This window comes from Natrinema salinisoli (genome assembly GCF_020405205.1).
Classification (GTDB): Archaea; Halobacteriota; Halobacteria; order Halobacteriales; family Natrialbaceae; genus Natrinema; species Natrinema salinisoli.
The window spans coordinates 2,588,998-2,610,397 of sequence record NZ_CP084469.1 but is presented as its reverse complement, the minus strand read 5'-3'; the positions used below and the strand labels follow the sequence as shown (position 1 = coordinate 2,610,397).

Sequence of the window (21,400 nt, the reverse complement as noted above, 5' to 3'; positions counted from 1 at the left end):
CACCCGGAGATAGTCTTAATGGATCACGGTTCGTTCGCGTTCGTCTCACCGCCCGAAATATTCGGCTCGGAACTCGTCACGTGGGTTCTGGTCGGCCTCCTCCTCTACTGGGTCGCGATAATCGCCGTCCGGAACGCCGGCTATCTCCCCGACTACATTGGTACGCAGGGTCCGATTCTCACGTTCCACACCAAACGCGGACGAGTGCTGCTCGATCGCCTCGCTCGTCCGAAGCGGTTCTGGCGGGCGTGGTCGAACCTCGGCGTCGGAATCGCGCTGGTCGTGATGGTGGGCATGTTCGCGTTTCTCATCCAGGCGGCGATGACCGCACTCTCGACGCCACAGATGACGTCGTCCGCGGTTCGACAGCCGCGCAACGTCCTCGTCATCCCCGGCGTCAACGACTTCCTGCCGCTCGCCGCCACGCCCGGCATCGTCTTCGGCCTGCTCGTTGGCCTCGTCGTCCACGAGGGCGGTCACGGCCTGCTCTGTCGCGTCGAGGACATCGACATCGACTCGATGGGGGTCGCGATGCTCGCGGTCCTTCCGGTCGGCGCGTTCGTCGAACCCGATCAGGAAAGCAGCAAGGCGGCCTCTCGCGGCGGCCAGACGCGGATGTTCGCCGCCGGCGTCACGAACAACTTCGCGATCACGCTGCTGGCCTTCGCGCTGCTGTTCGGACCGGTCGTCGGCGCGATCGGCGTCGCGCCCGGTGCCGCCGTCGGCGGCGTCGCACCCGATTCGCCCGCCGCCGACGCCGGCATCGAACCGAACGACCGCATTACGGCGATCGACGGCACCGCAGTCGAGGGCAACGACGACCTCGCTGATCGGCTCGAGGCCGCCGACGGCGAGGAAGTGACAGTCGAACTCAACGGCGAGGAAACGGTGAGCGTCGATCGATCGCTGCTCGTGACCGCGGCGATGGACGATGGCCCGACGGGACTCACTGCCGGTGACGAGATCCGTGCGGTCGACGGCCAGACGATCGCGACCGAACGGGGATTCATGGACGCCGTCGGTGACGACGAGCGAGTGACGCTGACGATCGACCCCGCGAGCGGCGACGAGCGCGTCGAACGCGAGGTACCGATCGGCGCAGCCGTCTCGGTCGCCGCCGACGGGCCGCTCGAGCGCGAAACCGGGCCGACCGACGAGACGTTCGTCATCACTCGCTTCGACGGCGAGCGCATCCAGACCTACGGAGACCTCGCTCCCATCCTCGAGGACAGCGAGCCCGATCAGCAGGTCGAGGTGGCGGGCTACTTCGGCGACGAACGCGAGACCTACACCGTGACGCTCGACGAGCATCCGCGGGCCGATAGCGGGTTCCTCGGAATTCAGGGCCAGCCGGGAACGTCCGGCATCGCGATGAACGATATCGGCGTCCAACTCTATCCCGCAGGCGAGTATCTGGGGCTGCTCGGCGGCGACGGCGAGACGCGGTTCGGTCCCATTACCGACACCTTCCTCGGAAAGATCGTGATCACGATCATGCTGCCGGTCCTCGGGGTCAGCGGTGCGATGCCGTTCAACTTCGCCGGCTTCACCGGCGGGGTCCAGAACTTCTACGAGACTCAGGGAGCGCTCGGTGCGTTCGGCGACGGGACCGTCTTCGTGCTGGCGAACCTGCTGTTCTGGACCGGCTGGATCAACATTCAGCTCGGCTTTTTCAACTGCATCCCGGCGTTCCCGCTCGACGGCGGCCACATCCTCCGGACGAGTACGGAGGCGATCGTCTCCCGGTTACCGATCGACGCGACCCGCGGAATGGTCCGCGTGGTGACGACGGCGATCGGCGTGACGATGCTCGTGAGCTTCCTCATGTTGCTGTTCGGCCCGGAACTGTTCTCGGGTTGATCGGAACGGGCCGACCGTGTGCGACGAACCGAGCGACCCCGCCTTTTCGAGACGGCCTGTCACTCTCTCCGGTTACTCGTCCGTCTCGATCCCGTGGCGGTCGTAGAACTCCTCGGGCGTCTCCTCGAGCCGTTCGAACTCGGTTTCGAAGTAGTGTTCGTAGTGGCGGACGACCTGTTCGACGACCCAGCGGCTGAACTCCTCGTCGAAGCGCCACTCGCCCTCGATCGCGGGGATCTCGAACCGGTCGTCCGTCGAGAACGCCGCGTAGACGTGGAAGAAGCCGAGGATCACGTCGGCGAAGTCGCGGGCCTTCTCCGACCCGCTCTCGCGGCGCTCCTCGAGTTCCGCGCGGCCGTCGTCGGTGAGTTCGAAGTACTTCCGATCGGGTTCGTCCTCCCGTTCGATGCGTTCGGTCCAGCCCTTCTCCTCGAACTTGTAGAGGATCGGGTAGACCGAGCCGTAGGAGGGTTCCCAGTGACCGCCGCTGATCTCGCGGATCTCCTTGAGAATCTCGTAGCCGTAGCGGGGCTTCTCCTCGAGGAGCTCGAGCACGAGGTAGGCGATAAGCCCTTTCGGCGGCCCGCTCTTTCGCATACGACTGGTGGGTTAAACGGACGGATGTAAAGCGTTTCGGTCACGGTAGAAAGCGACGAGCTGATGGCCGGAAACGACGGATCCGGCGGCTTCCCGGAGACGAGTCGACGCCAGCAGGCGCGACGGGAGCCGACCGAAACCCGGCCCTTCTTAGCGATCCCGCTCCAACCCGCGCTCATGGAACGACGGCGACCGCCACAGACCGACGAGGGCTGGTACGTCCTGCACGATTTCAGGTCGATCGACTGGGACGCCTGGCGAGGCGCACCCGAGCGATGCCGCTCGCAGGCGATCGACGAGGGTATCGACTATCTGACGTCCTGCGAGGCCGTCGCGGACGCCGAGGCAGGTGATTCGGCCGTCTTCTCGGTGCTGGGCCACAAGGCCGACCTGCTCGTCCTCCACCTCCGACCGACGCTCGCTGATATCGACACGCTCGAGCGGCGGTTCGAGCACACCGCACTCGCCGACTTCACCGAGCGAGCGGATTCCTACCTCTCGGTGACGGAGGTCTCGGGCTACATGTCCGAGGACTACTTCGACGAGGACGCCGAAGTCGAGGACACCGGCATGGAACGGTACATCGAGTCCCGTCTGAAGCCCGAAATTCCCGACAGCGAGTTCCTCAGTTTCTACCCGATGGACAAGCGCCGCGGACCGGAGGACAACTGGTACGACATGCCCTTCGACGAGCGCGCGGAGCACCTGTCGTCCCACGGCGAGATCGGGAAGGGGTACGCCGGACGCGTCACGCAGATCATCTCCGGCAGCATCGGCCTCGACGACTTCGAGTGGGGCGTCACCCTGTTCGCGGACGACCCGACCGACGTGAAGGAACTCCTCTACGAGATGCGCTTCGACCCCTCGAGTTCCCGCTTCGCCGAGTTCGGCCGGTTCCTCTCGGCGCGCCGGTTCCCGCCCGAACACCTCGGGTCCTTCCTCGCTGGCGAGGCGGTTCCACAGGAGGGTGACGCTCACGGGGAGCACGGTCATCCACACGGGAGCGACTCCGATGGCCACCACGGCGGCTCCGGCGGCCATCACCACGGCGACGGCGACGCGGACTCGAGCGGCCACGGTGACGACGGGTCCGATCACGCACACGGTAGCGACGACGAGGATCTCCGGAGCGAACTCGAGGACATCGGCGTCTACGCGGGCCAGCCCCACGGCGAGGACGTCCACGCGGTCGTGCTCTACTCCGCGGCCGACCCCGACGAGCTGTTCGAGGAGGTCGACGGCCTGCGAGGGAACTTCGATCACTACGACACGCACGTGAAGACGGCAGTGTACGAACCGCGAGATGGCGGCGAAGAGGTGGAGACCGCGGTCGTCAGCCTCTGGGATACCGAACGGGCCGCGAGTACGGCCGCCGGCTTCCTCGCCGACCTTCCCGAGATCGTCCGGCAGGCGGGCGACGACGAAGCGAACGACTCCTGGGGCACGATGGGAATGTTCTACACCGTCAAGCCAGATCACCGCGGCGACTTCGTCGGCGTCTTCGAGGACGTCGGCGGCCTCCTCGCCGACATGGACGGCCACCGCAAGACCGACCTGCTGGTCAACCGCGAAGACGAGAACGACATGTTCATCGCCAGCCGCTGGGACGCCCGCAAGGACGCCATGGAGTTCTTCCGCAGCGACGCCTTCTCGGAGACCGTCGAGTTCGGCCGCGACGTCCTCGCGGACCGACCGCGACACGTCTTCCTCGCCTGAGAACGCGGCGGCCTTTTCCTGTCGGCTCGAGGCGATACCCGATTTCAGCGCTGACCGGAGTCGGTCGTCTCGTCGTAGAAGAAGTAGGCGGCGATCCCGGCCAGTCCGAACGCCAGCGTCACGAACGGCCACTTGTCGGCGTCTCGCCCCGTCAGATGCGCGTGGATAGTTACGAAGATCGCGAACCCGATGTGAGCGACGAGCGTCGCGGCGAGAAACGACTGTGCGTCCATTGTGCGCGATATTCGACGCCCCGAGGAAAGCCGTTACGAAGCCGATTGACAGACTGATCGAGACGTATCAGTGCCGTGGCCGGGAGGACGGCTCGAGCAACGCGAGAGCCGTTCGACCCGGGGGAGGGCAGGCGCTCACCCGAGACGACCGCGAGCGAGTGAAACGAGCGAGCGGGCCGACGACCGATGTGGAAGGCGCTCCCGAGCGCCTGGAACGGAGGGAGGAGTGCTTTTGATCGAAATTTTACCGAGGGACATCGCGAGCGAGACGCTCCGTGCCTCGCTCGCGATAGACCGCAGCGTAAAATTTCGTTAGAAGTCGTGATCCGGATCGTCTTCGACCGTCCGCTTCATCGATTCGCGACGGGACTTGGCGTCGCGACCGGTCGCCTCGAGCAGGAAGTCGTTTTTCGCGTCGACGGCCTCGCCCGCGGCCTCGAGTTCGTCGGGGCCGAGCTCGGTGGGGTCGCGTTCGTAGAACTCGACGCCGAGTTTGTCTTTCTTGCCGGAGTATTCGACGGTGCCGACGACGACTTTCTCGAAGACCGGGTTGTCGGGCTCGCCGATCACGTGGAGGTCGTTGCCCTTGTACTCCTCGGTCCCCGTGATCGGGCCGAAGTAGTCCTCGATGGTTGCCTCCATGTCGGGAATTCGCTCCTCGAGATATTCACCGCGACGCATCTTGTACTCCTTCATGGCTCGAAGAAACACGGCGGAGTGTTTACCTCTTTTCATACCCGACGTTTCGGGTGTCTGATGGGTCCTCGGGCGGGGGAGACTGTCGATTCGGGCCGCTGTCGACCGGGGGTCGGGTCGAAAAGCGAGAGAGCGTCGACGAGCGGCGAGCCCGAACTGACGCAAACCGAGTGGTCGTCCGATTCCGGTTCGATCCGCGTTACTGTCGGCGTTCGCGCTCGCTGAGATAGCCCTTCCGGCAGTCGGGGCAGATGTCACCGCTGCGAAGCGAACTCCGGTCTCCGGGGGCGACGTACTCACACCGCGGGCAGTAGAACTCGGTCGGGACGTCCTCGGCCGGTCCGCCGCTGCTCTCGGCGGGTGTCGGTGCGGACGCGGCGCGCTCGATACCGGTTCCCGAGTCGGCGTCGGTCGCGGGGTCCGAGGCGGCGTCGGTCGCGGGGTCCGGGGGATCAGCGGTCACTGACCGCGCGTCCGTTGCGGCCCCGGTCGTCCCCTGGGTACCCCCGGGAGCCCCGGTCTCGGTGCCGCTCGCTGTCTCGTCGTCCTCGAGCAGGACGGCGTCGTCGTCGATCGCTGCCGGGTCGGGACCGCCGGTGTCGGCGTCCGGATCGGCGTCGGCCGCGTCGTCCGGCCAGGTGGCCGGCTCGGACTCGCTGCCGACCGGCGGGCCGACGTCGTCGGAGTCGGGCCACTCGCCGTGATCGCGATCCCGGTCGGGCGAGTCCTCGTCGTCCTCGAGGATCTCACCGTCGTCGGTGACGGGGTCGGTGGCGTCGTCGGTCGGGAGATCGACCCCGCCCGTATCGCCGTCAGCATCGGCTCCCGGGACAGCGGCGGTCGTCGAGTCCGGCTCCGGGGTCGCGGACGGTTCGGTCTCGGGTCCGGCCGGCTCGGTGTCGTCCGCGTCGATGAGTTCGGCGTCGTCGCCGTCGGGCATCTCGGCGACGGCGTCGTCGGCATCGATGAATTCGGAGTCCCCGTCGGGATCGCCGTCGGGTGCGTCGGACTCGAGCGGTGGTTCGGGCGGTTCGGTATCGGGCTCGTCGGGGATCGAGTCGGCGTCCGTTCCGGCGGAGAGGCTGGTGACCTCGGTGTTCTCGCTGATGACGTGTTTCTCGCCACAGCGGGCACACTCTTCGTACTCCTGGACGGTAACGACGACTTCACTGCCCCGTTCTTCGCGCTCGCGTTCGACCTCGGCCTCGCCGAAGTCGTGTCCGAGCAGCGAACATCGCAGGACCATTGTGCGACCGTACCGACCCAGTGCATAAAAAACGTGCTGCCTGTTCGCCTCAGTCGCGTTACACTCTCGCGAATCGGGCAGTTCGATGACGGTGGGTCGAGGGGTGGGCGGCTCGCTGAATCGCGGTCAGGCCCGTTCTCGAGTCTAGGGTGGCCGTGGATCGTCCGCGGAACGGCAAACGTCAAATCCCGGGTGGTCGAATGGACATACAGATGAGAGCAAAGCGGGAGTACCGGAACCGGGAGGGGACGGAGGTAGCGGTACTCGACGCGCTGGTCGATCGCGCCGACGACGGAATGACCGTCTTCGAGCTCCGGGCGGCCGTCGAGGTCGATATCGACGAACTCGAGACGGCGCTGTCGACGCTCAAGGAGGACGACCTGATCGTCGTCGAATCGGGGTCGGAGACGGTGATCAAGCCCGCCGAGCGCGTGGTGCCCGACGAGCCGACCGACGAGGACGAGGACCAGTCGTTCGGCGAGTGGATCCGCGAACGGATCCCTTTTTGAATCGAAACGCCTGAGGGGGTCAGGCCCCAGAGAGTAGGCATGAGCGTCATCGAGTCCATCCACGCGGATCACGGGGCCACGTTCGGCGAGCGCGCCGGTCGGCGGATCGTCGAGCACTACGGACGGCCGGAGCGGACGCATCGGGCCGTCCGCAACGGCGTCGGGCTGCTCGAGTTCGCCTACGGCGTGATCGTCGTGGAGGGCGACGACCGCGTCGAGTACGTCGATAACGTGGTATCGAACAGGGTCCCCGAAGAAGACGGGACGGGCTGTTACGCGCTCGTCCTCGATCCCCAGGGCGGGATCGAGGTGGAACTCTACGTTTACAACGCGGGCGAGCGGCTGCTGCTCTTTACCCAGCCCGAAACTGCCGAGCCGCTCGCCGAGGAGTGGTCCGAGAAGGTGTTCATCCAGGACGTCGACATCCGGGTCGCGACGGACGACTACGCGGTCTTCGGGATTCACGGGCCACACGCCACCGAAAAGATCGCGAGCGTCCTCAACGGTGCCGGCTCGCCCGACGAGCGCTATTCGTTCGTCCGCGGGACGATGGGCGACGAGGGCGTCTCCGTCATCCGGACCGACGCGCTCACCGGCGAGGAGAGTTACGAGGTGATCTGTGCCGCCGACGACGCCGCGGCCGTCCACGACACGCTGCTCAATCAGGGACTCAACGCCGCCCCGTTCGGCTACCGGACCTTCGAGAGCCTCGCGCTCGAGGCCGGCTCGCCGCTGTTCCACACCGAGCTCGAGGGGACGCTGCCGAACGTGCTCGGACTGCGAACGGCCCTCGATTTCGAAAAGGGCTGCTACGTCGGTCAGGAAGTCGTCTCGCGCGTGGAAAACCGCGGCCAGCCGAGTCGACGGCTCGTCGGGCTGACCCTGGAGAGCGAGGCCGTTCCCGACTCCGGCGCGGCCGTCTTCGACGGCGACGCGTCGGTCGGGGAGGTGACTCGCGCGGGCGAGAGCCCGATGCTCGGGGACGTCATCGCGCTCGCGATCGTCGACTACGGTCTCGAGAGCGACGAGTTGACGGTTCGAGTCGGCGGCGACGAAGTCGATGCCGCCCTGACCGACCTGCCGTTCGTCGACGGCTCGGATCGGTCGGATCGGCTGCCACAGTATCAGTAGCTCGGTCGCGCCGCTACGGCTCGTTCAATACGCGCTTCGAGGACGCCGTGACCGAGACGCCGGAGTCACTGCCCCGGATCCTTGATCTGGGGTAGTCCCGCCGTCACCAGTCGGCGAAGCAGGACGACGATCCCGTTCTCGAGGCCGCGGGCGAAGACGGCTTGCTCTTCCGTCTTGCCGCCGGGCTTGTTCGGATAGTACGACCCGATCAGGAGCGTCTCGCGGTCGACGAGCAGGATGCGACTGATCGCGACTTCGTTATCGCTCGCGGAGCCGGTGAGCCAGTCGAGACCGGTTTCGAACACGCTGGTCGTCGAGGTCTCGGAACCGAGCGTGTCGGCAATCGTTTCCGTCTGCCCGCCAAGGACGACCGAGATGTCGTTCCGTGCTGCCGTCTGCAAACTCTCGAGGAGCGTCTCGGAGAGAATGTCCTCGTCGACGACGAGCAACGCGATTTCGGACTCCGCCTCTTTGATCAGTTCGATCGTTCGCGACTCGATCGCGTCGTGGCCGGTCAGTGACCAGACCTCCTGTACTTGATCGTCATCGTCGACGTCCTGTACTTCCGTGTTCTCGAGATGCGTCTCGAGGGTCGCGATCCGATCCTCGTACTTCTGTCGCAGGGTCTGCGTCGCCTCTTCGATTCCGACGGCGCGGTACACCTGCGGACTCGTGTGCTGTACCTCGACCAGCCCCTGTGACTCCAGGACGCGAATCGCATCGTACACTCTCGTCCGGGGGACCTCGGAGATCTCGTGGATGTCCTTCGCCGTCCCGTTCGGCAGTTTGTTCAACGCTATAAAACAGCGCGCTTCGTACTCCTGGAGCCCGAGGTCCTGCAACAGGCTGATCGCTTCTTGTGATGTGTCGTTTGTTGTCATGGCCCAACCACGAATTCGGCAATCCGAACATGCGGAGTAGAGCGCGCGGGTGCAAAAGCATTCGTGTCGAAATTCGGCGCCTACCGTTATATTTCTCACAGGCGAACTCGAGAAATACGGATTTCACTCGGATCATCACACAAGCTACTTAGCGACACGGTCAATAGGGAAACATGGCGAGTCCTGTTAGGCCCAACCACGCGGGACTCGCCCTTTGCGATCGTTCGATAGCGACTGCGAAACCGATTACGTGTTTTGAGACCCCTGTTCGTCCGAGCTGTTCGACTCGCTCGACGATCGCTGCAGCGTCATCGAGTGCCGTCGGACCGGTGGTGAGAGCGGTCGCTGGACGCGAAGTGAAAATACCGATGTGACGTACTGAACGGTGGGTCGCTTACGCCGACTCGGCCGTTACTACCGCCTGATGATCGCAGAGCTGCTCGAGGATCGGGCGGACGTCCGAAAAGTGAGGTCCCGTTTCCACGGTGTCCGTGCCCGGACTCCAATCGATGAGGCCGTAATCCTCTAATTTCGGGAGGTGGACGTGGGAGAGTTCGATGCCGGCCGCGGCCCGGTCGTCACTCGTCTCCTGAGTCGCGTCGATAGCGACCGGTAACTCGCCGCGCCTGCTCTCGTCGACGAGATCGAACAGTATCCGTCGGCGGTGTTCGTTCGCTAACGCGTCGAATAATTCGTCGTTCAGTTGTGACACACTATCAGTTATCAAGCCCTGTCTTCATCAATACGCAGGGTTTTCACCCTTTCAATATGTTTTGATTAACTGAGTGAACGAGCGTTCTCGACCGAATCGGGCTCGTCTCCCTCCGATCGAGTGTCGACCGGCGCGGGTTCAGAGCTACTGTTATATAGGGGGAAACTAAGGAACAATCCATGTCAGGAGACGTCCTCGAGCGGGGACTGCTCGATCGAGCGCCGGACGATCGGATTCAGATACTCGACGCCGACGGGACGGTCGTCGCTCCCGAACTCGAGCCGGATCTCGAGACGGAAACGCTGCGATCGATGTATCGGGATATGCGGTTCGCCCGGCAGTTCGACGAACGGATGATCAGCCTCCAGCGGCAGGGTCGCATGGGCACGTACTCCTCGTTGGCGGGGCAGGAAGGGTCACAGATTGGGTCAACGTATGCGCTCGCGGACGACGACATGCTCTCCTTTCAGTACCGGGAGCACGGGGCGTTAGTCGCACGGGGGCTCCCGTGGGAGTACCTGCTGTACTGGATGGGCCACGAGGACGGCAACGCCGCGCTGACGGACATCGAGGTCTTTCCGCTGAACATCTCGATCGCCAGCCACATTCCGCACTCGGTGGGCTGGGCGTGGGCGGCGAAACTGAACGACGATAACCGCGTCGGGGTCGTCCACTTCGGTGACGGTTCGACCTCCGAGGGGGACTTCCACGAGGCGATGAACTTCGCGGGCGTGTTCGATACGCCGAACATCTTCTTCTGTAACAACAACCAGTGGGCCATCTCGATCCCGCGCGAGCAGCAAACGGCGAGCGCGACGATCGCCCAGAAGGCCGACGCCTACGGCTTCGAGGGCGTGCAGGTCGACGGGATGGACCCGCTCGCGACCTACGTCGTCACGGCGGCCGCACGAGAGAAGGCGCTCGGGACAGGAGGCGACGGACCGCGACCGACCCTGATCGAGGCGGTCCAGTACCGCTACGGCGCACACACGACCGCGGACGACCCCAGCGTCTACCGAGACGACGACGAGGTCGAGGAGTGGCGCGAGAAGGATCCGATCGACCGATTCGAGGCGTACCTCCGTGAGAAGGGGGCGCTGGACGACGACTGGATCGACACGATCGAGACCGAGATCGATGACACGCTCGCGACGCTGGTCGACAAGGCCGAGGCGGTCGAGGGAGACCCCAGCGAGATGTTCGAATACGTCTACGACGAGCCGACCGAGCGACTCGAGGAGCAACGGGACTTCCTCGCAGACCTCCGGGAGCGACACGGCGACGACGCGTTGCTCGAGGACGAGTAACGCCCCCGAGAACGTATAAAGGTAGCAGCGGGACAGGCCAACCCCTATCGGGGCACCGTCTCGAGGTGCAGTCGATATGCAACTCGAGCAGCCGTCCCGGAGCGGGTCGGCGACCTGGAACGGCACGGTACCGAGCGCGGTCGACGCGCGGGTGCTCGGGCTGGTCGTCGTGACGGCCGGCCTCGCGGCGTCGATAAACCTCTCCTACGGTGGACTCACGATGGCAGCCGCCGCGTTCGCGTTGCTCGCGGGCGGCGGCGTCGCGTGCCACTTGCTCGGCGAACGGCAACTCCGCCGACTTACCGACGGCCTCGTCGAGCGGTGGGTCGACGCCGGCGGCGAGATCGACGACGTCACCCGCTCGTCGAACGGGATGCGGACGGAGTGGCACGTACACACCCCCGACGGCGAAATCGTGATCGGGGGCATCGCACTGGTACCGATCGCCCAACTCTCCGTCGAGTGGCAGGGCGTCGGCGATACGATGGCCGCCAGCGAGGCGTCCGAGAATATCGATCGCGTTGCAGAGAGTCTCTACCGAGAAATATTCGAGATGGGATCGGCGACGACACAGTCCTAACGGCTCTCGGCTCACTCGAACAGTTCCTCGTGGCGCTGTGCCAGATTCGTGTACTCGCCCGACGCGAACGCGTCGTGGACTTCCGCCGCGTCGATTCCCGTCTCCTCGAGCGGCGTGATTTCCGCGGGAACGCCGCGGACGAACGACTCGGGCGGGATCGAGTACGCGTCGGGGATGACGGTCCCCGCGGCGACGATGCTTCCGCTGCCGATCGTGACGTCGGTGTTGACCGTCGTGTTGAATCCGACCAGGGTTCGCTCCTCGACGGTCGTCTCGTTGAGAACGGCCCCGTGTCCGATCATCACCTCGTTCGCGAGCTCCGAGGCGTGAATCGTCGCGTTATCCCCGACGTGTGTCTCCCGTCCGATTCGGACGGGACCGATGTCGCCGCGGAGAACGACGCCCGGCCAGACGCTGGCATCCGCCCGAATCTCGACGTCGCCGACGAGGGTCGCCTCTCGGCTCACCCGCGCCGTCTCGTCGATCGTCGGTCGCTCTCCTTCGAACTCGTAGGTTCTGCTGTCGACCATACGTGAACGGACCACGAACCCGTTCATAATACTGAATCACGGTACTCGTGACAGTCACCCTCGAGCGGATACCACCGAACGGAATCGGAGCCGGCCACTCACCCTATCGTTCGATTGCTACCATTCAAACCCATCTGATGGTATGCAAGCCCACAGCTTATACCGTGTCGGGCCGGATGACTAGTCGAACATGAGCCAATCAGAATCCCCCATTCGAGCGATGTTCGACGCACAGCGAACCGCGGTCAAACAGAGCCAGCAGCTGTTCAAGCAAGGGATGGCCACCCAGCGAAACGTCGATACGATGGCGCTCACCGGCCTCAAAGGTCAGGCGTCGCTCCAGCGCCAGCAACTCGCGCTCGCCCAGGCGGCGACGCACGGCTACGTCAGCGCGACGGCAGCGATGCTGCCCAGCGACGACTCTCCCGAGGTCCACCGAACCATCGACGAGACGTTCGATCAGCTGCACACGACCCACATGGAGTTCTACGACGCACTCGAGCGTGAAGTTAAGCGGGACGTCGAGTCCGCCAACGAGCTCTCCGAGGAGTTCGTCGACGCGCTCGACGGGCAGACCGACCAGCTCCTCGAGATGACGCGATCCGTCGAGGATCAGGCGGTCCAGAACGTCGACGAGTTCTCCGGACAGCTCAGCGAGCAGCTCGAGCGGACTCAGGAGCTGCAGGATCAGCTCGAAGACCAGCTCGAGGACCAGACCGGTGACGTCGAGACCCTGCTCGAACGACAGGCCGAGCAGATCGAGCAGTTCCAGCAGCAACTCGAGGAGCAGGCCGAAGCGGTCACTCGAGAGATTCCCGTCCAGGGGAGCGACGAACCACACACGAAGATCGAAACCGATCCGGAGCACACGCTCGAGGCCGTCGAAGGAATCGACGCGGACGTCCGCGAGCAGCTCTCGGAGGCCGGTATCGCGACGATTCAGGACCTCACGCGCGCCGGCGCCGAGAACGTCGCTGAAGCCGCCGACATCTCCGAGAGCCAGGCCGAAGAGTGGATCGAACAGGCCGAAGCCTAAGCTGGTTCACGACCGCCACGACTTCCGGACACCGGACTGCCTCAGGACTCGATCTTGTCGACGATCTCGCGGGCCTGTTCTTTCGCTTCGTCCTCGCTGACGTGCTTGTCGATCAGGACGCTCGTGACTTCCCAGTCGTCCTCCCCTTCGATCTTGCCGGTGCGGACCTCGCTGCCCTCGGAGACCGACTCCGCCGGCTGCTCCGCCCAGTCGGGCGTTCGGATCTCCTCGTACCGGTCGGGATCGCGAAACCGGACGTGGGTGTAGTCGTCTTCCGTCTCTACTTTGTTGATGTCGGGAATATCGGCCATATCTGGTTCTCAGCCGTCAGTCCGTCTAAATACTATCCTTGAATGTGCCCGGACGACCTCGGTCGGGACGGCGGCCCCGTCTCGCTGCGGATTCCCGGCGAACCACGCCCTCGGCGTGAGTACTATGCGAGTCGAACGCCTCCGTGGTCGCATGCTCGTCCTCGGCGACGCCCACGCGTCCGATCCCGATCGATGCGAGATTCTCCTCGAGCTCTACCGGTCCCTCGAACCCGATCGGGTGCTCCAGCTCGGCGACCTCGAGCACTACGACCTGCCGGCACCGACGTGGTTCATCGCGGGGAACAACGAGGACTTCGACGTTATCGACGCGCTTCGGTCGGGCAGAGATCTCGACGAAACGAACAACGTCCATCTCCTCGCGAGCACGGCGGCCACGGTCGACGGGCTCCGCGTGGCCGGCCTCTCGGGAAACTTCGCCCCCACCAGATACGACCGATCGCGGGCCGAACTCGCGGGCGAGCGTCGCCGCCACTTCACGCACGAAGACGTCGAGCAGGCCGCCGAACTCGAGGATATCGACGTCTTCCTCACGCACGAAGCACCGAACGGCCTGCTGTCCTACGGGTACGACCCCGGCTGCGAGTACGTCGACGACCTGCTCGAGGCGATCTCGCCCGACCTCTGTCTGGTGGGTCACCACCATCGCCACCGTGAGGCCGAGATCGCGGGGACCAGGGTCGTCGGTCTCGCTCCCGCCTGGGAGCGATACTACACGCTCGAGCCGGCGACGCTCGCACTCGAGAGTCACGAGCACGACCTGGCGGAACGTGACTGAACGAGCGGAAGAAGATAACCGACCTGAGCTTGGCGGCGGGTTTCCTCAGAACGTCTCGAGGTAGCGGTCGAGTTCCCAGTCGGAGACGTCGACGAGGTAGTCCTTGTATTCCTGGCGCTTGGCCTCGACGAACTTGGCGCTGACGTGGTCGCCGAGCGCGTCGTAGATCGCCTCGTCCTCCTCGAGGGCGTCGACGGCCTCGCCGAGGTTCGACGGCAGCGTGTCGATGCCGTACTCCTCGCGCTTCTGCTCGTCGAAGTCGTAGATGTTCTCCCGGACCGGGTCCGGGCAGTCCAGGTCCTTCTCGATCCCGTCGAGACCCGCGTGGATCATGACGGCGAGGGCGAGGTAGGGATTACAGGACGGGTCCGGCGAGCGCAGTTCGACGCGCGAGGCGGCCGGAACGCGAGCCGCCGGTTTGCGGATCAGGGCCGAGCGGTTGCGGTCGGACCAGGCGACGTAGACCGGCGCTTCGTAGCCGGGCACGAGTCGCTTGTAGCTGTTGACCGTCGGGTTCGCGATCGCCGTGATCGCCGGCGCGTGCTCGAGGATCCCGGCGGTGAAGGCGTGGGCCTCCTCGCTCAGGTTGAACTCGTCGTCCTCGTCGTGGAACGCGTTCTCGCCGTCCTCGGTGAACAGCGAGAGGTGCGTGTGCATGCCCGAGCCGTTGATTCGCGGGATCGGTTTGGGCATGAACGTCGCGTGGAGATCGTGCTGGGCGGCGATTGCACGAACGACGGTCCGGAATGTCCCGACGTTGTCGGCCGTCGTCAGGGCGTCGTCGTACTCGAAGTTGATCTCGTGTTGGCCCTGCGCGACCTCGTGGTGGCTCGCCTCGACCTCGAAGCCCATGCTCTCGAGGCCGTAGATGATGTCGCGGCGGACGTCGCTGGCGAGGTCTTTCGGCGCGAGGTCGAAGTAGCCGCCGGCGTCGTTGGTCTTCGTCGTCGCGCGGCCGTCCTCGTCTTCTTCGAAGAGGAAGAACTCCGGCTCGGGCGCGGCGTTGACCGTATAGCCCATCTCGTGGGCGCGGTCCAGCGCGTTCTTGAGAACGCGGCGCGGATCGCCTTCGAAGGGTTCGCCCGTCGAGGTATCGTAGACGTCACAGATCATGCGGGCGGAAACGCTCTCCTCCTTCTGGCGCCACGGGAGGATCGCGAAGGTGTCGGGATCGGGCTTGAGCCGCATGTCCGACTCCTGAATGCGAACGAAGCCTTCGATAGAAGAACCGTCGAAGTAGATCCCTTCCGCGAAGGCCTTCTCGGCCTGCCGAGCCGGCACGGAGACGTTCTTGACCGTACCCAGAATGTCGGTAAACTGCAGTCGGAGGAAGTCGACGTCCTTCTCCTCGATCTCGTCCAATACCGCCTGTTCGGTGTCAGTAAGGTTGCCGCTTGTCATCTTTCTCGTCGTCGTATTCTCGGAACCAGCCTACTAAAACACTGCTGTTCCGAGCAAATCTTCGCTCTCTCCGACCAAACTGTATATTCGTAAACTTCTAAAGCGATCAACGAGTGGGTATATGTGATGACGTACGAAAATCTCGACGCAAAACTAGTGAATGCACTTCTCGGCGACGGGCGAGCGAGCCTCCGCAGCCTCGCCGAGGACCTCGACGTCTCGGTGACGACCGTCTCCAATCACCTCTCGGATCTCGAGGAACAGGGCGTGATCGACGGCTATACGCCGAAAGTCGATTACGATGCAGTCGGCTACGACGTGACCGCGGTTATCCAACTCCAGGTCGAGGGGAACGCCCTCCCGGACGTCACCGACACGCTGCGCGACCACCGCCAGATGACCAGCGTCTACGAGGTCACCGGCGACTACGACGTGATCGCCATCGGCAAGTTCGAAGACACCGACGGCATGAACGAACAGATCAAACAGCTGCTGACCGACCCCGACATCAAAGCCTCGAACACGAGCGTCGTCCTCAACGCCGTCAGCGAGAACGAACAGTTCGAACTCGAAGTCGACGAGAACGCGTAACTGGCCGATCCGTTTCGAAGGAGGCTGTCGCCAAATAACGACATTGCTGTCGAACAGACGCCGATTTTCATCAACACCAGCAACTACCAGCGAATATACGAGTGGATCGTCGTTACGTCGATCGAAAACAGCTAAAAAATCGTCCGTATCTCGGCCTATTATCGGCGAGCGAGCGGTTCGAAGAACCCGAGCGACGCCGTTCACCGAGCGCGGCGAAGCCGCGCTCGGGCCGACGAGCGACCGTCGGGAGCGAGGAGTGCTTTTGATCGAAATTTTACCGAGGGCGCGGCTTGCCGCGCCCGTAGAGTAAAATTTCGTTTTACATCATGCCGCCCATGCCGCCGCCCATGCCGCCCATGCCGCCGGGGGCACCACCGGGGCCGCCGGCCTCGTCGTCGCCCTTGTCGGTCGACAGGTCGCCGGCGGAGATGATGTCGTCGATTTTGAGCACGAGGTTGGCCGCTTCGGCAGCGGAGGTGACCGCCTGCTCCTTGGCGTGTGCGGGTTCGACGACGCCTGCCTCGAACGTGTCCTCGACGTCGCCCGAGAAGACGTTCAGGCCGGCCGTGATCTGGCCGTCGTCGTGGGCCGCACGCAGGTCGACCAGCGTGTCGATCGAGTCGAGGCCCGCGTTGCCGGCGAGGACGCGCGGGACGAGCTCGAGCGAGTCGGCGAAGGCTTCGACGGCGAGCTGCTCGCGACCGGAGACGGAGTCGGCGAAGTCACGGAGTCGCGAGGCGAGTTCGACCTCGATCGCACCGCCGCCCGCGAGGACGCGGCCGTCGGAGACGGTCTGTGCGACGACGTCGAGCGCGTCGTTGACGCCGCGCTCGAGTTCGTCGACGACGTGGTCGGTCGAGCCGCGGAGCAGGAGAGTGACGCCGTGGGCGTCCTCGCCCTCGACGTAGAACAGTTCGTCAGCCTCGTCGCGGGTGACGTCACCGAAGCCGAGGTCCTCGGCGGTCGCGCTCTCGAGGTCGGAGACGATCGACGCGCCGACGACCTCCTGGAGGAACTCGAGGTCGGACTTCTTGGCGCGGCGGACGGCGAGGATACCCTCCTTGGCGAGGTAGTGCTGTGCGAGGTCGTCGATGCCCTTCTGACAGAAGACGACGTCAGCGCCGAGGTCGACGATGTGGTCGACCTTCTCGCGGAGCTGTTTCTCCTCGCGGTCGAGGAACTGCTGGAGCTGGTCGGGGTCGGTGACGGAGACTTCGGTGTCGACGTCGGCCTCCTCGACCTCGATGGCCTCGTTCAGCAGCAGGATGTCGGCGTCCTCCGCCGAGCGGGGCATGTTGTCGTGGACCGGGTCCTTGTCGATGATGCCGCCCTCGAGGAGCTCGGATTCGCCGGCGCTGCGGCCGGTCTGGGTTTCGATGTTGAGGAACTCGAGGTCGACGACGTTGTCGCCGTTCTCGTCCTCGACGGTGACCTGCCGGATGGCCTCGACGATCAGCTGGGCGAGGTGCTCCTTGTTGACCTCGGTGCCCTTGCCGGTCATCGAGGTCTCGGCGGTCTTCCGGAGGAGCGCTTCGTCGCTGGTGTCGATGTCGGTCGCGATGTCGTCGATCTCCTCGCGGGCCTGCTCGCTGGCGAGGTGGAAGCCCTTGATGATCGCCGTCGGGTGGATGTCCTGCTCGAGGAGGTCCTCGGCGTTCTTGAGGAGTTCGCCGGCGATCGCGACGGCCGTCGTGGTGCCGTCACCAGCTTCGTCTTCCTGGGTTTCGGCGACCTCGATGATCATCTCGGCCGTCGGATTGTCGATGTCCATCTCCTTGAGGATGGTGACGCCGTCGTTGGTGATCGTCACCGATCCCATGGAGTCGACGAGCATCTTGTCCATGCCCTTCGGACCGAGCGTCGACTGGACGGCTTCAGCGACCGCACGGGCGGCGCTGATGTTGTAATCCTGCGCGTCCTTGTCCTTGACGCGCTGGGAGTCCTCGCTCATTACGATCATCGGCTGCCCCTGCTGCATTCGCTGACTCATAGTCGGTCGATTGATTGATTGTGATTCTACATAAACGTTTCCCAATCGCTTCCGATCACGGGCGCGGTGTGATGCCAGAGAAAGAGACGGAAAACGCCATAGTGCGCGGTGATCGTGACGGACTGCGTCGACCGAATTCGATCGTCACTCGTTCCCAGTCGGTTGTCGATACGGTGCTTTTATATTAATGTGGGATGGGAACAGGTGACTCGGTGCTTTCGAACCCGCCGGGTACGGCCGGTCCGATACTCGGCGGTTCCGTTCGGGAGGGGACGATCGAGACGGGACACGACGACCGAATCCGCCGACCGTAGTCAACTCGGAAACGAGTGATTTGTCGGCGTGAAACGATCCCCGAGCCGATTTCGACCGACCGCGACGAGTCCTGACTCGGTCCCGAGTGAAGACAACAGAAGGGTTATGCCGGTAGTCACGTATTACCACTCGAGCAATGGACGAGTCCCCGTCCCTCGCCGAATCGTTCGACGACCCCCGCATTACGCCGCAGTTCTGCCGGCGGCTCTCCGCACCGGCCGGCGACCTCGTGCTCGTCGGCGTCGTCCACGACCATCCCGCGAGCATCGCGCGCGTCGAACGCGTCCTCGAGCGCGTCGAGCCGGAGACGCTCGCGCTCGAGTTGCCGGCCGTCGCGCTCCCGCTGTATCGCGTGTACGCCCGAAAGAGAGACTCGGACGACGCGACGTCGCCGCGCTTCGGCGGCGAGATGAGCGCGGCGATCCGCGCCGCACCCGACGCCGACCACGTCGGTATCGACGCGCCGAACCTGTCCTTCCTCCGGCGGCTCGTGACGCGACTGGTCGCGGACCGCGTCTCGCCCGCAACGGCCAGACGCGTCATCTCGAGCGTCAGCGGGGCGACTCGCGAAGCGCTCGCCTGTCGGGTCGCCGCGACGCTGACCCACGCGACCTCGATGACCGTCGTTCCCGGCGATCGGGTCGAGTACGACTGCGATCCGGAGGATCCGCCGGAGCGACAGGCCGCCCACGAGCGCTCGCACGTCGCCGGCGTCCAGGCGCTGCTCGGGAGCGTCGATACGGACGGCTCCGCGTTGGCCTACAGAGACGACACGCGCGAGCACTGTATGGTCGAGCGACTCGAGGCGGTTCGGTCGGATCCGGGCGACGTCGTCGCGGTGGTGGGCGTCGATCACATCGACCGCCTCGAGACGGAACTCTCGGCGTAACGGTCGGGAGTCTCGAGGACGGACCGGCCGGCAGCGATCGGAATCACCGGAAATCGGCGTGGATCCGATCGCAGACAGTTCTCCGATCGGCGTATGAAGGACGTTAGTCGTTCGTCTAGCGGCGCGCCGGTGGTTGGATCAGGATCTCGCCGTCGCCCCGGACGGTCACGTGGTGACCGCCGACGACGAACGAGAGCGTCCCGCCGGCTCGAGGCGTCCCGTCGTGTCGCGGTCGGAAGAGTGAATTCAGGGCGTCCGGATCGACGGTGTCGTACAGCGAGATGCGGCTGTCGGTCACGTCGACGCCCATGCAGTCGGCCAGCGCGTGGATCACGGTCGTACTGAGCGTCGCCGGTCCCTCCGGATCGTGGGTGGCCCGATACAGGGGTGGAGAGGGGGACTGCGAAGCGGGGGGTGCGTATCCGTTCATAGCAGGTCGTCCCTTTCCACTCTCTATTTGAAGACCAAAAGCGTAATCGTTGATTACTGCCAATACTACTCGGATCGAGTGAATATACCGATCGGGATCGAAGAATATCACGGAGAATGGAACGAATTACGAACACGGCAATTCCACTGTGACGCTCGGCGCGTGCGATCGCAGCGGCTTCCGGTTCGCTCCCGGTCCGCTCGAGGAGCCGTCACTGCCGCAACCCGGAGATACAGTTCCAGCAGTACGTGAACGTCTGGTCGGCCTCGTTTCGCGCGCCGCAGTGCGGACAGCGGACAGTCTCCCCAGTGAACTCGAGTTCGCGGTCGACGTCGGCCTGGTCGGCGTCGCGGATGTCGTCGCCACCGCGGGGGTAGCGATCCGGGCCGGGCGAGGACCGCATACTCGCCCGATTCGGGTCGGCGAACGACGGCGTTCGGTCGCCGTCTCCGTCGTCGCGCCGAGCGTACAGGTAGTACAGTAACAGGTGGAGCAGGGCGAACAGCGCGATGTAGCCGACGAGCCAGCCCCAGAGCTCCATCATCGTGTCATACGTTCTCGAGGCACTTGGATATTCCCCGATTCCCACGATGGAGAGAGTCAGGCCGATCGGAACTATCCTCGTGGTTGGAATTCGGGGCAGCGGCGGCCGCAGTCGAGTCAGGCGATCTCGCGCTATTCGAAATCGTAGAGATCCGTCGAGAGGTATCGCTCGCCGGTGTCCGGGAGGACGACGACGGTCAGTTCGTCCGGGTGGTCGGCCGCGTAGTCGGCACCGGCAGCCAGTGCCGCCCCCGCCGAGATGCCGACCAGCACCCCTTCGCTGCGGCCCAGTTTTCGAGCGGCGTCTTTCGCTTCGGACGCCTCGACGGAACGGGTTTCGTCGACGAGCTCGGTCCGGAGGATATCGGGGACGAACCCGGGGCCGATCCCCTGAATGTCGTGTCCGTCGGAGCTGAGCTCCGAGAGGGTGGGCGACTCGGCGGGCTCGACCGCGACCGACGTGAACGCGGTCTTCCCCTGCTCTTCTTTCACGTACTCCGAGATCCCGGTGATCGTGCCGCCGGTACCGACGCCCGCGACGACCGCGTCGACCGCGCCGTCGGTGGCCGCCCAGATCTCCGGCCCCGTCGTCTCGCGGTGTGCCGCGGGGTTGGCTTCGTTCTCGAACTGACGCGCCAGGATCGCGTTCTCGCGGTCGGCGGCGATCTCCGCGGCGCGTTCGTTCGCGCCCGTCATTCCGTCCTCGGCGGGGGTGAGCTCGAGGTCGGCCCCCAGCGCTTCCAGGAGTTGCCGGCGCTCGGTCGACATCGAGGACGGCATCGTCAACACGCAGTCGTACCCGCGTGCGGCGGAGACGGCCGCCAGCCCGATCCCCGTGTTGCCGCTGGTCGATTCGACCACCGTTCCGCCCGGCTCGAGCGCGCCGTCTCGCTCGGCGGCGTCCAGAATCGCCCGCGCGATCCGGTCTTTGACCGAGTAGGGGTTGTGCGACTCGAGCTTCCCGTAGCAGTTGTCGGCGAAGGCGTCCAGTCGGAGCAGGGGCGTCTCGCCGATCAGTTCGTCGACGCTCTCGGCGGCGTCGATATCGGCCGCGGGTTCGACAGTTCCGTCCATCAGTTCGTACACGCGGAGCGATCGAA

The 21,400-nt window shown here is 64.8% G+C and carries 23 protein-coding genes; 10 read left to right on the top strand and 13 right to left on the bottom strand.

All coding sequences use genetic code 11. The features are described from left to right. The first annotated feature begins 18 nt into the window (after window positions 1-18). Window positions 19-1,860, top strand: a complete 1,842-nt coding sequence (locus LDB05_RS12955; RefSeq protein ID WP_226004409.1) for a site-2 protease family protein — start codon at window positions 19-21, stop codon at window positions 1,858-1,860. 72 nt (window positions 1,861-1,932) lie between these two features. Here LDB05_RS12955 and LDB05_RS12950 read toward each other — a convergent pair whose 3' ends face one another. Then, entirely contained in the window at window positions 1,933-2,457 is a 525-nt protein-coding gene (locus LDB05_RS12950) for a PadR family transcriptional regulator (protein WP_226004408.1), read from the bottom strand. Between the two features lie 177 nt (window positions 2,458-2,634). On the opposite strand from LDB05_RS12950, the gene LDB05_RS12945 reads away from it, so the two are divergent. Beyond that, window positions 2,635-4,173 (top strand): heme-binding protein, encoded by a 1,539-nt coding sequence (locus LDB05_RS12945; RefSeq protein ID WP_226007911.1) that lies wholly within the window; start codon window positions 2,635-2,637, stop codon window positions 4,171-4,173. Window positions 4,174-4,217: 44 nt separating this feature from the next. On the opposite strand, the gene LDB05_RS12940 is transcribed toward LDB05_RS12945, so the two are convergent. From LDB05_RS12940 to LDB05_RS12930, 3 genes are all read right to left on the bottom strand, one after another. Further along, window positions 4,218-4,406, bottom strand: a complete 189-nt coding sequence (locus LDB05_RS12940; protein WP_226004407.1) for a hypothetical protein — start codon at window positions 4,404-4,406, stop codon at window positions 4,218-4,220. A 312-nt stretch (window positions 4,407-4,718) separates the two neighbouring features. Further along, entirely contained in the window at window positions 4,719-5,102 is a 384-nt protein-coding gene (locus tag LDB05_RS12935; protein ID WP_226004406.1) for a DUF5611 family protein, read from the bottom strand. Window positions 5,103-5,301: 199 nt separating this feature from the next. Then, window positions 5,302-6,348: a DUF7093 family protein gene (locus LDB05_RS12930; protein WP_226004405.1), complete on the bottom strand. Its 1,047-nt coding sequence runs from the start codon at window positions 6,346-6,348 to the stop codon at window positions 5,302-5,304. 212 nt (window positions 6,349-6,560) lie between these two features. Between LDB05_RS12930 and LDB05_RS12925 the strand changes: the two genes are divergently transcribed. Both LDB05_RS12925 and ygfZ read left to right on the top strand, forming a co-directional pair. Further along, window positions 6,561-6,857, top strand: coding sequence for a DUF6432 family protein (locus LDB05_RS12925; RefSeq protein ID WP_226004404.1), 297 nt, complete (start codon window positions 6,561-6,563; stop codon window positions 6,855-6,857). 39 nt (window positions 6,858-6,896) lie between these two features. Further along, a complete protein-coding gene (gene ygfZ / locus LDB05_RS12920) occupies window positions 6,897-7,988 on the top strand; it encodes a CAF17-like 4Fe-4S cluster assembly/insertion protein YgfZ (protein WP_226004403.1) in 1,092 nt (363 codons plus the stop codon). 65 nt (window positions 7,989-8,053) lie between these two features. Here ygfZ and LDB05_RS12915 read toward each other — a convergent pair whose 3' ends face one another. Together LDB05_RS12915 and LDB05_RS12910 are read right to left on the bottom strand one after the other, a co-directional pair. Beyond that, the gene (locus tag LDB05_RS12915) at window positions 8,054-8,869 is read right to left on the bottom strand and encodes a TrmB family transcriptional regulator (RefSeq protein ID WP_226004402.1); all 816 of its coding nucleotides are present in this window, start codon (window positions 8,867-8,869) and stop codon (window positions 8,054-8,056) included. A gap of 394 nt (window positions 8,870-9,263) precedes the next feature. Further along, on the bottom strand, window positions 9,264-9,581 hold the full coding sequence (locus LDB05_RS12910; RefSeq protein WP_226004401.1) for a DUF7344 domain-containing protein: 318 nt from the start codon (window positions 9,579-9,581) through the stop codon (window positions 9,264-9,266). A 179-nt stretch (window positions 9,582-9,760) separates the two neighbouring features. Between LDB05_RS12910 and pdhA the strand changes: the two genes are divergently transcribed. Continuing rightward, window positions 9,761-10,888, top strand: coding sequence for a pyruvate dehydrogenase (acetyl-transferring) E1 component subunit alpha (gene pdhA / locus LDB05_RS12905; protein ID WP_226004400.1), 1,128 nt, complete (start codon window positions 9,761-9,763; stop codon window positions 10,886-10,888). Window positions 10,889-10,964: 76 nt separating this feature from the next. Continuing rightward, window positions 10,965-11,468 carry a hypothetical protein gene (locus LDB05_RS12900; protein WP_226004399.1) on the top strand — a complete coding sequence of 168 codons (504 nt, stop codon included), beginning with the start codon at window positions 10,965-10,967 and terminating at the stop codon, window positions 11,466-11,468. A gap of 11 nt (window positions 11,469-11,479) precedes the next feature. Here the strand turns inward: LDB05_RS12900 and LDB05_RS12895 are convergent, their stop codons facing one another. Then, window positions 11,480-11,998 carry a gamma carbonic anhydrase family protein gene (locus LDB05_RS12895; RefSeq protein ID WP_226004398.1) on the bottom strand — a complete coding sequence of 173 codons (519 nt, stop codon included), beginning with the start codon at window positions 11,996-11,998 and terminating at the stop codon, window positions 11,480-11,482. A gap of 190 nt (window positions 11,999-12,188) precedes the next feature. On the opposite strand from LDB05_RS12895, the gene LDB05_RS12890 reads away from it, so the two are divergent. Then, window positions 12,189-13,034 (top strand): helix-hairpin-helix domain-containing protein, encoded by an 846-nt coding sequence (locus tag LDB05_RS12890; RefSeq protein WP_226004397.1) that lies wholly within the window; start codon window positions 12,189-12,191, stop codon window positions 13,032-13,034. A 41-nt stretch (window positions 13,035-13,075) separates the two neighbouring features. Here the strand turns inward: LDB05_RS12890 and LDB05_RS12885 are convergent, their stop codons facing one another. After that, entirely contained in the window at window positions 13,076-13,345 is a 270-nt protein-coding gene (locus LDB05_RS12885) for a hypothetical protein (protein WP_226004396.1), read from the bottom strand. Between the two features lie 151 nt (window positions 13,346-13,496). Here LDB05_RS12885 and LDB05_RS12880 point away from each other — a divergent pair, with 151 nt between their 5' ends. Then, window positions 13,497-14,141 carry a metallophosphoesterase family protein gene (locus LDB05_RS12880; protein WP_226007910.1) on the top strand — a complete coding sequence of 215 codons (645 nt, stop codon included), beginning with the start codon at window positions 13,497-13,499 and terminating at the stop codon, window positions 14,139-14,141. Between the two features lie 45 nt (window positions 14,142-14,186). Here the strand turns inward: LDB05_RS12880 and glnA are convergent, their stop codons facing one another. Further along, window positions 14,187-15,542 (bottom strand): type I glutamate--ammonia ligase, encoded by a 1,356-nt coding sequence (gene glnA, locus LDB05_RS12875; protein ID WP_226004395.1) that lies wholly within the window; start codon window positions 15,540-15,542, stop codon window positions 14,187-14,189. 126 nt (window positions 15,543-15,668) lie between these two features. Between glnA and lrp the strand changes: the two genes are divergently transcribed. Beyond that, a complete protein-coding gene (lrp, locus tag LDB05_RS12870) occupies window positions 15,669-16,133 on the top strand; it encodes an HTH-type transcriptional regulator Lrp (RefSeq protein WP_226004394.1) in 465 nt (154 codons plus the stop codon). 319 nt (window positions 16,134-16,452) lie between these two features. Here lrp and thsB read toward each other — a convergent pair whose 3' ends face one another. Further along, window positions 16,453-18,123: a thermosome subunit beta gene (gene thsB, locus LDB05_RS12865; protein ID WP_226004393.1), complete on the bottom strand. Its 1,671-nt coding sequence runs from the start codon at window positions 18,121-18,123 to the stop codon at window positions 16,453-16,455. 451 nt (window positions 18,124-18,574) lie between these two features. Between thsB and LDB05_RS12860 the strand changes: the two genes are divergently transcribed. Continuing rightward, on the top strand, window positions 18,575-19,327 hold the full coding sequence (locus LDB05_RS12860; protein ID WP_226004392.1) for a hypothetical protein: 753 nt from the start codon (window positions 18,575-18,577) through the stop codon (window positions 19,325-19,327). A gap of 115 nt (window positions 19,328-19,442) precedes the next feature. Here LDB05_RS12860 and LDB05_RS12855 read toward each other — a convergent pair whose 3' ends face one another. The 3 genes from LDB05_RS12855 to cysK all read right to left on the bottom strand — a co-directional run bounded on the left by LDB05_RS12855 (window position 19,443) and on the right by cysK (window position 21,374). Further along, complete coding sequence (locus tag LDB05_RS12855) at window positions 19,443-19,757, bottom strand: HalOD1 output domain-containing protein (protein WP_226004391.1); 315 nt, start codon at window positions 19,755-19,757, stop codon at window positions 19,443-19,445. A 211-nt stretch (window positions 19,758-19,968) separates the two neighbouring features. After that, window positions 19,969-20,298: a DUF7577 domain-containing protein gene (locus LDB05_RS12850; RefSeq protein ID WP_226004390.1), complete on the bottom strand. Its 330-nt coding sequence runs from the start codon at window positions 20,296-20,298 to the stop codon at window positions 19,969-19,971. A 134-nt stretch (window positions 20,299-20,432) separates the two neighbouring features. Then, the gene (gene cysK / locus LDB05_RS12845) at window positions 20,433-21,374 is read right to left on the bottom strand and encodes a cysteine synthase A (protein WP_284145776.1); all 942 of its coding nucleotides are present in this window, start codon (window positions 21,372-21,374) and stop codon (window positions 20,433-20,435) included. Between the last annotated feature and the right edge of the window lie 26 nt (window positions 21,375-21,400).

Excerpts from the sequence above, each read along its gene's own strand:
- LDB05_RS12955 (WP_226004409.1), top strand. The coding sequence starts at position 19 with ATGGATCACGGTTCGTTCGCGTTCGTCTCACCGCCCGAAATATTCGGC.
- LDB05_RS12950 (WP_226004408.1), bottom strand. The coding sequence starts at position 2,457 with ATGCGAAAGAGCGGGCCGCCGAAAGGGCTTATCGCCTACCTCGTGCTC.
- LDB05_RS12945 (WP_226007911.1), top strand. The coding sequence starts at position 2,635 with ATGGAACGACGGCGACCGCCACAGACCGACGAGGGCTGGTACGTCCTG.
- LDB05_RS12940 (WP_226004407.1), bottom strand. The coding sequence starts at position 4,406 with ATGGACGCACAGTCGTTTCTCGCCGCGACGCTCGTCGCTCACATCGGG.
- LDB05_RS12935 (WP_226004406.1), bottom strand. The coding sequence starts at position 5,102 with ATGAAGGAGTACAAGATGCGTCGCGGTGAATATCTCGAGGAGCGAATT.
- LDB05_RS12930 (WP_226004405.1), bottom strand. The coding sequence starts at position 6,348 with ATGGTCCTGCGATGTTCGCTGCTCGGACACGACTTCGGCGAGGCCGAG.
- LDB05_RS12925 (WP_226004404.1), top strand. The coding sequence starts at position 6,561 with ATGAGAGCAAAGCGGGAGTACCGGAACCGGGAGGGGACGGAGGTAGCG.
- ygfZ (WP_226004403.1), top strand. The coding sequence starts at position 6,897 with ATGAGCGTCATCGAGTCCATCCACGCGGATCACGGGGCCACGTTCGGC.
- LDB05_RS12915 (WP_226004402.1), bottom strand. The coding sequence starts at position 8,869 with ATGACAACAAACGACACATCACAAGAAGCGATCAGCCTGTTGCAGGAC.
- pdhA (WP_226004400.1), top strand. The coding sequence starts at position 9,761 with ATGTCAGGAGACGTCCTCGAGCGGGGACTGCTCGATCGAGCGCCGGAC.
- LDB05_RS12900 (WP_226004399.1), top strand. The coding sequence starts at position 10,965 with ATGCAACTCGAGCAGCCGTCCCGGAGCGGGTCGGCGACCTGGAACGGC.
- LDB05_RS12895 (WP_226004398.1), bottom strand. The coding sequence starts at position 11,998 with ATGGTCGACAGCAGAACCTACGAGTTCGAAGGAGAGCGACCGACGATC.
- LDB05_RS12890 (WP_226004397.1), top strand. The coding sequence starts at position 12,189 with ATGAGCCAATCAGAATCCCCCATTCGAGCGATGTTCGACGCACAGCGA.
- LDB05_RS12885 (WP_226004396.1), bottom strand. The coding sequence starts at position 13,345 with ATGGCCGATATTCCCGACATCAACAAAGTAGAGACGGAAGACGACTAC.
- LDB05_RS12880 (WP_226007910.1), top strand. The coding sequence starts at position 13,497 with ATGCTCGTCCTCGGCGACGCCCACGCGTCCGATCCCGATCGATGCGAG.
- glnA (WP_226004395.1), bottom strand. The coding sequence starts at position 15,542 with ATGACAAGCGGCAACCTTACTGACACCGAACAGGCGGTATTGGACGAG.
- lrp (WP_226004394.1), top strand. The coding sequence starts at position 15,669 with ATGACGTACGAAAATCTCGACGCAAAACTAGTGAATGCACTTCTCGGC.
- thsB (WP_226004393.1), bottom strand. The coding sequence starts at position 18,123 with ATGAGTCAGCGAATGCAGCAGGGGCAGCCGATGATCGTAATGAGCGAG.
- LDB05_RS12860 (WP_226004392.1), top strand. The coding sequence starts at position 18,575 with ATGGACGAGTCCCCGTCCCTCGCCGAATCGTTCGACGACCCCCGCATT.
- LDB05_RS12855 (WP_226004391.1), bottom strand. The coding sequence starts at position 19,757 with ATGAACGGATACGCACCCCCCGCTTCGCAGTCCCCCTCTCCACCCCTG.
- LDB05_RS12850 (WP_226004390.1), bottom strand. The coding sequence starts at position 20,298 with ATGGAGCTCTGGGGCTGGCTCGTCGGCTACATCGCGCTGTTCGCCCTG.
- cysK (WP_284145776.1), bottom strand. The coding sequence starts at position 21,374 with ATGGACGGAACTGTCGAACCCGCGGCCGATATCGACGCCGCCGAGAGC.